This window comes from Caulobacter sp. P1_B12_2 (genome assembly GCF_056406675.1).
On record NZ_JBFTZS010000176.1, the window covers coordinates 1 to 8,562 of the forward strand.

An 8,562-nucleotide genomic window follows, 5' to 3' on the forward strand; every position below is an offset into this window, starting at 1 on the left:
GCCGCTCTACGGGGCGCCCAGCACCGCCGCCGTCTCGCCGCCGTCGTCCGAGACCGTGGCGCAGCTGGAGGGCCGGGTCGCCGTGCTCGAGACCGGTCAGCAGCGGGCGCTGGACGCCGCCGGCGCGGCCCTGGCCGCCGCCACTCTGGCCGACGCCGCCCGCACCGCCCGGCCGTTCCCCGAGGAACTGGCCAGCCTGGAGCGGGTCCTGCCCCTGTCGCCCGACCTGCGAGCCCTGTCCCGCCTGGCCCAGGACGGCGCCCCGACCCGCGCGGGCCTGGCCGACGAGTTCGAGACCCTGGCCGGCCGCGTCACCGTCGCCGCCCGCGACCCTGGCCGCAACGCCGACTTCCTGGCCAAGCTGCAACACGCCCTGTCCAGCATCGTCTCCATCCGCCAGGTCGGCACGACCCAGGGCCAGACCCCCGACGCGGTGCTGGGCCGCGCCCAGAAGCTGCTGAACGAGGGCGACATCGAGGGCGCTCTGAGCGACCTGGAGAGCCTCCCGGCCGCCGCCCAGACCGTGCTGGCGCCCTGGCGCGCCGCCGCCGCGCGCCGGGTCGAGATCGACCGCCACATCGCCGCGATCCGCGCCGACGCCCTGGCCGGCCTGGTCCAGGCGCACAGTCCAGCCTTGCCGCCGTACCTGATGCGGCCATCCGACCAAGAACCCGCCGCTCGGCCGGCCTCGGTTCCGGTCATCAGCGAGCCCGCCCCGTGATCCGCGCGACGTTCGTCTTCTTCCTGGTCGCCGCCATCGCCGTGGCGGTGGTCGCCCTGACCGGCGAGCCGGGCGCGGCCAGCCTGGACTGGATGGGTTGGCGGGTCGAGATGACGGCTGCGGCCGCCGCCCTGCTGACCCTGTTCGCCGCCCTGTTGGCCACCATCCTGTGGCGCGGCCTGCTGTGGGTGATCGAGGCGCCGCAGCGCGCCGCCCGGACCCGCGCCGAGGCCAAGCGCAAGCAGGGCGTCGAGGCCTTGTCGCGCGGCTTCCTGGCCGTAGCCGCGGGCGACGGCTCCGAAGCCCGCCGCTTGGYTCAGAAGGCGTCCGAACTGGCCGACGACGCCCCGGCCCTGGTCCGCGTCCTGGCCGCCCAGGCCGCCGAGGCCGCGGGCGACCACGTCGCCGCGCGCCAGGCCTACAACGCCATGCTCGGCTTTCCCGAGATGCGCCTCGCGGGCCTGCGCGGCCTGATGCAGACCGCCCTGGCCGAGGGCGACAAGGCGCTGGCCCTGCGGCACGCCGAGACCGCCTACGGCCTGGCCAAGACCGCCCGCTGGGCCTGGCGCGCGCTGCTCGAGGCCCGGCTGGAGGCCGGCGACTGGAAAGCCGCCCTGGCCCTCGTCCAGGGCGCGCTGGAGCGCAAGATCGTCCCGCCGCTGGTCGCCGAGCGCGCCCGGGCCGCCCTGCTGGCCGCCTCGGCCGCCGGCCTGGAGGAGTCCGACGATCCCAAGGTCCTGGCCCAGGCGCTGGACTTCGCGACCCAGGCCGCCAGGCTCAAGCCCGAGTTCGCGCCGGGCGTGGTCATGGCCGCGCGCCTGCAGGCCGCCGACGGCAAGGCCGCCAAGGCCGGAACCCTGATCGAGGCCGCCTGGAAGCAGGCCCCGCACCCGGCCCTGTGGCTGGCCTATCGCGACCTGAAGACCAGCGAGACCCCCAAGCTGCGCGCCGCCCGCCTGGCGGCCTTGGCCAATCTGAAGCCCGAGGCCCGCGAAAGCCGGCTGCTGAAGGTCGAGAGCGCCCTGGTCGGCGGCGATCCGATCGCCGCCCGCGCCGCCGCCCGGCTGCTTCCTGAAGAACCGCTGACGGCAAGGGTCGCCGGCCTCATGGCCCGCGTCGCCTATGCCTGCGGCGAAGCCGACGAGGCCCGCGCCTGGGTCGCCCGGGGCGCCGCCGCGCCGCAGGAGGCCGACTGGTCGGACCTGGATCCCGAAGGCCGCGCCTTCGCCTACGCCCGGGACGACTGGGCGCGGCTGACCGTCAGCTACGCCGAGACGGGCGAGCTGATCCATCCGCGCTTCGAGCGCCGCGAGCGCACGATGAGCGAGCTGCCCGAACTGCCCTCGGCCTATGCGGAATCCACGCCCTTCGTCCGCGCGGCCGAGACGGGCGGCGCCTTGATGCCCATTCCCGACGACCCCGGAATCGCACCGGGCCGAGGCCTTGGCGGCTTCGATCCGGCCCCGCCGCCGGAGCCCGAAACGACCGGTCCGGCGCCGCGTCGTAAAACCGGTTCACGCCGACGCTTGGCAAGCGGCCCTCGCGCCGCTAAATAGGCCCCTCTTCGCGCCGGGTCGGTGATTTGGCGCCAGGAACACCAGTGTCTGTCGGGAGCGTCTCCGACGACGAAGCGCGCCGCTTTAGCTCAGCTGGTAGAGCACCTCATTCGTAATGAGGGGGTCACAGGTTCGAGTCCTGTAAGCGGCACCACTTCCCATGATTCCGATAATTTTGAACGAAATCAGCCAGATGGTGAACGCTTCCGCGTCATCTCCGTGGCCGTGAGCGCCTGAACCCGTGTGACGGCGGCGCGTGGGGCAGGTCGTTGTCGGCAGCTCAGAGACGCCCGACCCAGTGTGATCATGTAACGCGTTCTCAAGTTCGGCCCCTGAAGCTATAGAACGGCCATGCGTCGAGCGATGACATGGTGGCGGAACCTGGGTGGCCTGATGGCCGCCTGTGTCCTGGCGCTGCTCGTCGTCGCACCGACGATGAGCCTGGCCGCCTGCCTTTGCGAGAACGACGCGCCGATCGTCAGCGTCGAGACGCATGCGGCCGCCGTCCAGACCCTTGAAGGCGATCCGCGCGATCACGGCGCGCCTTGCGAGGCCGCCTGCTGCGTGAGCGGCCACTGCCACCACGGCGGGGCCATGCTCGACACGCCCGTCGCGACGGCTCCCACACCGGCGCCCGCCGTCGCCGAGCACGCGGAGACGTCCGCCCACGCGCTGGCGTCGCGCACCCTCTCCGGACCCGAACGCCCCCCTCGCGCCTGAACGGCCCGCGCGCCTTCCGCGCGCCGTTGTCCAGTCTTCGCGAGGAATCTTCATGTCATCGACCCGATGGCCGCTGCGCGCGGCCTTGGCCTGCGCCGCTTCCGGCCTGATTTGCACGTCGGTCGCGGCCCAGACCGCACCAACTTTCCAGGCCCTGCTGAAACAGGCCCAGGCCTCCGCGCCGCGTCTGGCGCTGGGGACCGCCGAGACCCGCATCGCCGAGGGCCAGGCGGTCCAGGCCGCCGCGCGCCCCAACCCGACCCTGGGCCTGATGGTCGAGAACGCCGCCGGCTCCGGTCCCTACAAGGACTTCGACGGCGCCGAGACGACCCTGTCGATCGAGCAGCCGCTGGAGCTGGGCGGCAAGCGCGCCGCGCGGACCTCGGCGGCCCGGGCCGATGTCGCCGCGGCCCAGGCGCGCGCCGCCTTGGGGCAGGTCGAGTTCGCTCGTGATCTGGCGCTGGCCTATGCCGGCGCCGAGGCGGCCCAGCAACGCCTGGCTATCGCCCGCGACAGCGTCGACCTGGCCCAGACCGACGCCAGGGCCGCCCGCCTGCTGGTCGACAACGGCAAGGAGGCTCAGGTGCGAGCCGTCCAGGCCGAGGCGGGGCTGGCCACGGCGCGCGCCGATCTGGCCGCCGCCCAGGCCGAAACCGAGACAGGCTTGGCCCGTCTGAGCGCCCTGACCGGTTCGTCCGAGACCTATGCCGCCGTCACTGGCGGCCTGCTCGACGCCGCCCCGGCGACGCCTCCGGCCGGACCGGTGTTCAGCCCCGCCATCGCCGCCGCTCGCGCCGAGCGCGACGCCGCCGAGCGCCGCATCGCCGTGGAGCGCGCCCGGCGCACGCCTGATCTCGCCGTCAGCTTCGGTGTCCGCCGGTTCCAGAGCGACGAGTCCACGGCGGCGGTCTTCGGCCTCTCCGCCCCCTTGCCGCTGTTCGACCGCAACCGGGGGGCGGTCGCCGCCGCCACGGCCAACGCCCAGGCGGCCCAGGCCCGGCTGGCCATGGCCCAGGCCGAACAGGACGGCGACCGCCGCGCCGCGACCGCCCAGGTCGCCGCCGCCGGCCAGACGCTGGACGCCTCCCGCCAGGCCGAAGCCGCCGCGTCGCAGGCCTATCGCCTGGCCCGGATCGGCTACGACGCCGGCCGTCTTCCGCTGTCCGAACTGATCACCGCCCGCCGCGACCTGATCGCCGCGCGTGGTCGGGCCGTCGACACCAAGCTGGCGCGCGTCAAGGCGTTCGCCGATCTCGCCCGCGCCCAGGGCCGCATTCCTTTCGGAGATCAGCCGTGATCGCTCGTCGCTACGTCATCGCCTCGGCGGTCGCCCTGATCGCCGCCGCCGGTCTCGGCTACGGCGCCGCCCAGCTTTTCGGAGGCCGCGCGGCCGCGCCGGCCCATGAAGAGGAGGGCGCGGAGCACGGGGAGCACGGCGCGACCGACCTCGTGCCCCTGAAGCTGGCCGACGCGGCGGCGGCCGGCGTTTCGGTCATCACGCCGGGACGCGGCGGCGGCGCCGACATCCTGCTGCCCGGGCGCGTGACCCTGGCCGCCAACGCCCTGGCCGCCCTGGGCGCGCCGGTGTCGGGCGCGGTTGAACGCGTCCATGTCTCGGCCGGCGCCAGCGTCGCCGCCGGGTCGCCCATCGCCACCCTGCGCAGCGCCGACGCCGCCTCCGGCCGCGCCAGCCTTGACGCCGCTGGAGCCGGGGTCAGGGCCGCCCAGTCCGCCGCCAGCCGCGACCGCCGGCTGTTCGACGCCGGCGTCGTCGCCCGCCAGGACTGGGAAGCCAGCCAGGCCGGCGCCGAAAAGGCCCAGGCCGACTATCGCGCCGCCCAGGCCCAGGTTCGCGCCATGGGCGGGCCGGGCGTCAATGGCGTCACCGTCCTGCGTAGCCCCATCGCCGGCGTCGTGACGCGGATCGAGATCCAGGTCGGCGGCTTCCTGACTCAGGGCGCGCTGGTCGCCGAGATCGCCGACCAGAGCCGCGCCGAATACGTCTTCGACGCCCCTGCCGCCGCCGCCGGCTCCATCCGCCTGGGCCAGGTGATCCATGTGCAGACCCCCGACGGTCAGGAGGCTCCGGCCACCATCAGCGCCGTGGCGCCGGGCGCGTCCGGGGGCAACACGGCCACCGTCCGCGCGACGCCGTCGGGCGGGACCGCGCCGGTGGGGTCCGTCGTCTCGGCGCGGGTGATGACGGGGGCAGGCGCGGACCAGGCGATCATCGTGCCTAGCGAGGCGGTTCAGACCGTCGAGGGCCGCCCGGTCGTGTTCGTGGTCGAGGCGGGCGGCTTCCGCGCCAGGCCGGTGACCCCGGGGCGGGTCGCCGCCGGCTCGACCGAGATCCTGCGCGGCCTGACCGGAACAGAACGCATCGCCGGAAAAGGCGCCTTCCTGCTCAAGGCCGAACTCGGCAAGGGCGAAGCCGGACATGAGGACTAAGCCATGCTCGCGCGCCTGATCGACCTCTCCGTCCGCTTCCGCTGGCTCGTCGCCCTGCTGGCCGTGGCCTTGCTGGCCTATGGCGGCGCCCAGCTCGCCGGCCTGCCCATCGACGCGGTCCCCGACATCACCAACCGCCAGGTGCAGATCAACACCATCGCCCCGGCCCTCGGTCCGGAGGAGGTCGAGCGCCAGGTCACCTTCCCGGTCGAGACCGCCCTGGCCGGCATCCCCGGCCTGGTCGAGACCCGCTCGTTGTCGCGCCATGGGTTCTCGCAGATCACCGCCGTCTTCACCGACGCCACCGACCTTTATGTGGCTCGAAGTCTGATCAACGAGCGTCTCCAGGCCGCCCGCGCCACCCTGCCCGACGGGCTGGAGCCCAGCATGGGACCGCCGGTCACTGGGCTGGGCGAGGTCTATATCTGGACGGTCGAGTTGTCGGGCCCGGCGGCGCGCCCGGGCGCGCTCTACGTCACCCCGGAAGGCGACCGCCTGACCACCGACGTCGAGAAGGCCACCTATCTGCGCACGGTCCAGGACTGGATCGTCGCGCCGCAGCTGAAGACGCTGAAGGGCGTGGCCGGCGTCGACGTGCTCGGCGGCTATGTGAAGCAGTATGTGGTCCAGCCCGACCCGGCCAAGCTGTCGGCGTTCGGCATCAGCCTGCCGCAACTGATCGACGCCTTGGAGCACGCCAACCGCGTCGAGGGCGCGGGCTATGTCCAGCGCGGGGGCGAGGCCTATATCGTGCGCGCCGACGCCCGGGTGAAGACCCTGGGCGAGTTGGCCGAGACCCCCGTGGGCCGGCGCGGCTCGGCGGTGATCCGCGTCTCCGACGTCGCCACGGTCGTGGTCGGCCAGGCCCCGCGACTGGGCTCGGCCAGCGAGGCGGGACGCGAGGTGGTGATCGGCACCGCCCTGATGCTGGCCGGCGAGAACAGCCGCACCGTCGCCGCTCGGGTGGGCGAGCGCCTGAWGGACATCCAGGCCAGCCTGCCGGCCGGGGTGGTGGTCAAGCCGGTGCTGGACCGCACCGACCTCGTCGACGCCACGATCCGCACAGTCGAGCACAACCTGGCCTTCGGGGCGCTGCTGGTCATCGCCGTGCTGTTCGTGGCCCTGGGCAATATCCGGGCGGCGATCATCACCGCCCTGGTCATCCCGCTGTCGTTCCTGTTCGCCGCCATCGCCATGCGGCGGTTCGGGATCAGCGGCAATCTGATGAGCTTGGGGGCGCTGGACTTCGGCCTGATCGTCGACGGCGCGGTGGTGGTGATCGAGAACACCCTGGGACGACTGGCGCTGCGCCGGACCGACCTGGGCCGAGCGCTCGACGCCCGGGAGCGGATCGCGATCGCCGCTTCTTCCGCCCGCGAGATGGCGCGGCCCGCCGCCTTCGGCCAGGCGATCATCCTGATGGTCTATGCGCCCTTGCTGGCCTTCGAGGGGGTGGAGGGCAAGATGTTCGGGCCCATGGCGGCGACGGTGATGTTCGCCCTGGCCGGGGCCTTCCTGCTGTCCTTGACCTTCGTGCCGGCCATGGCCGCCCTGTGGATCGGCGAGCCCAAGGGGCATGGGGAGACCCGCGCCGTGGCCGCCGCTCGGGCGCGGTTCGAGCCGGTCCTGCGCCGCCTCGTGGCCCGGCCGGTCGCGGTGGCGGCGAGCGCGGGCCTGGCGCTGCTGATCGGCGTCGTCGCCTTCCTCAGCCTCGGCCGCGAGTTCATTCCGACGCTCGACGAGGGCGACCTGATGGTCCAGGCCTCGCGCGTGCCGTCGATCTCGCTGGAGCAGAGCCAGGCCATGCAGTTCCGAGTCGAGAAGACCTTGGCGGCCATGCCCGAGGTCGCCCTGGTGTTCACCCGCACCGGCACCGCCGAGATCGCCTCCGACCCGATGCCGCCCAGCGCCTCGGACACCTTCGTCATCCTCAAGCCGCGCAAGGACTGGCCCGATCCGCGCCTGCCCAAGGCCAAGCTGGTCGAGCGCATGGAGGGCGCGCTGGCCGCGCACCTGGGCAACGCCTACGAGTTCACCCAGCCGATTCAGATGCGGTTCAACGAACTGATCGCCGGGGTCCGATCGGATGTCGCCGTCAGCGTCTATGGCGACGATTTCGCGGTCATGGACCAGACCGCCCAGCAGGTCGCCAAGGCGCTGCGTGGCGTGCGTGGCGCTGCGGACGTCAAGGTCGAGCAGGTCTCGGGCCAGCCGACCATCACGGCCACGGTGGACCGCACGGCCGCCGCCGCCCTGGGCGTCCACGCCAGCGACGCCGCCGACGCCCTGGCCATCGGCCTGGGCGGGCGCGAGGCCGGGCACATCCTGGAGGGCGACCGGCGGTTCGACGTCGTCGTCCGCCTGGACGAGCAGCGCCGCAACGATCCGGCCGTGATGGGCCAGCTGCCGGTCATGCCCGAGGGCGCGCCGCCCGGCACCGCGGCGATCCCGCTCTCGACCCTGGCCCGTTTCGACGCCGCCGAAGGGCCCAACCAGATCAGCCGCGAGAACGGCAAGCGCCGCATCGTCGTCCAGGCCAATGTCCGAGGCCGCGACCTGGGCGGCTTCGTCGCCGAGGCCAGGACCGCCGTGCGCGACGAGGTTCCGCTCCCCGCTGGCTCGTGGCTGGACTGGGGCGGTCAGTTCGAGAACCTGGAGCGGGCCTCGGCCCGCCTGGCGGTGATCGTGCCGGTCGTCTTCCTGGTGATCGCCGTCCTGCTCTATTTCGCCCTGGGTTCGGCCGCGGAGGCGGCGCTGGTCTTCGCCTGCGTGCCCCTGGCCCTGGTCGGCGGCGCGGTGGCGTTGGCGCTGCGCGGCATACCGTTCTCGATTTCGGCGGCCGTGGGCTTCATCGCGGTGTCGGGCGTGGCGACGCTGAACGGGCTGGTGCTGATGCAGAGCATCAAGCTGAAGTTGGCGACGGGGCTCGAGCCGGTCGAAGCGGTGGTCACCGGCACGGTCAGCCGCCTTCGGGCGGTGCTGACCACCGCGCTGGTCGCCATGCTCGGCTTCGTGCCCATGGCGGTCGCCATCGGCGCGGGCGCGGAGGTGCAGAAGCCGTTGGCCACGGTCGTCATCGGCGGCCTGCTGACCTCCACGGCCCTGACCTTGCTAGCC

6 protein-coding genes and 1 tRNA gene are annotated in these 8,562 nt (G+C 73.4%); all 7 read left to right on the plus strand.

Annotation, left to right across the window (positions count from 1 at the left end; genetic code table 11):
- A partial coding sequence (locus tag AC1DZ6_RS12625; RefSeq protein ID WP_477097520.1) for a COG4223 family protein occupies positions 1-721 on the plus strand: 721 nt, incomplete at its 5' end.
- A complete protein-coding gene (locus AC1DZ6_RS12630) occupies positions 718-2,277 on the plus strand; it encodes a heme biosynthesis HemY N-terminal domain-containing protein (protein ID WP_477097521.1) in 1,560 nt (519 codons plus the stop codon). The genes AC1DZ6_RS12625 and AC1DZ6_RS12630, both read left to right, overlap by 4 nt.
- A gap of 78 nt (positions 2,278-2,355) precedes the next feature.
- Positions 2,356-2,431, plus strand: a tRNA-Thr gene (locus tag AC1DZ6_RS12635).
- A gap of 239 nt (positions 2,432-2,670) precedes the next feature.
- Positions 2,671-2,997, plus strand: a complete 327-nt coding sequence (locus tag AC1DZ6_RS12640) for a hypothetical protein (RefSeq protein ID WP_477097522.1) — start codon at positions 2,671-2,673, stop codon at positions 2,995-2,997.
- Positions 2,998-3,049: 52 nt separating this feature from the next.
- The gene (locus AC1DZ6_RS12645) at positions 3,050-4,294 is read left to right on the plus strand and encodes a TolC family protein (RefSeq protein WP_477097523.1); all 1,245 of its coding nucleotides are present in this window, start codon (positions 3,050-3,052) and stop codon (positions 4,292-4,294) included.
- Complete coding sequence (locus AC1DZ6_RS12650; RefSeq protein ID WP_477097524.1) at positions 4,291-5,445, plus strand: efflux RND transporter periplasmic adaptor subunit; 1,155 nt, start codon at positions 4,291-4,293, stop codon at positions 5,443-5,445. Before AC1DZ6_RS12645 ends, AC1DZ6_RS12650 begins: the two co-directional genes overlap by 4 nt.
- A 3-nt stretch (positions 5,446-5,448) precedes the next feature.
- A partial coding sequence (locus AC1DZ6_RS12655; protein ID WP_477097525.1) for an efflux RND transporter permease subunit occupies positions 5,449-8,562 on the plus strand: 3,114 nt, incomplete at its 3' end.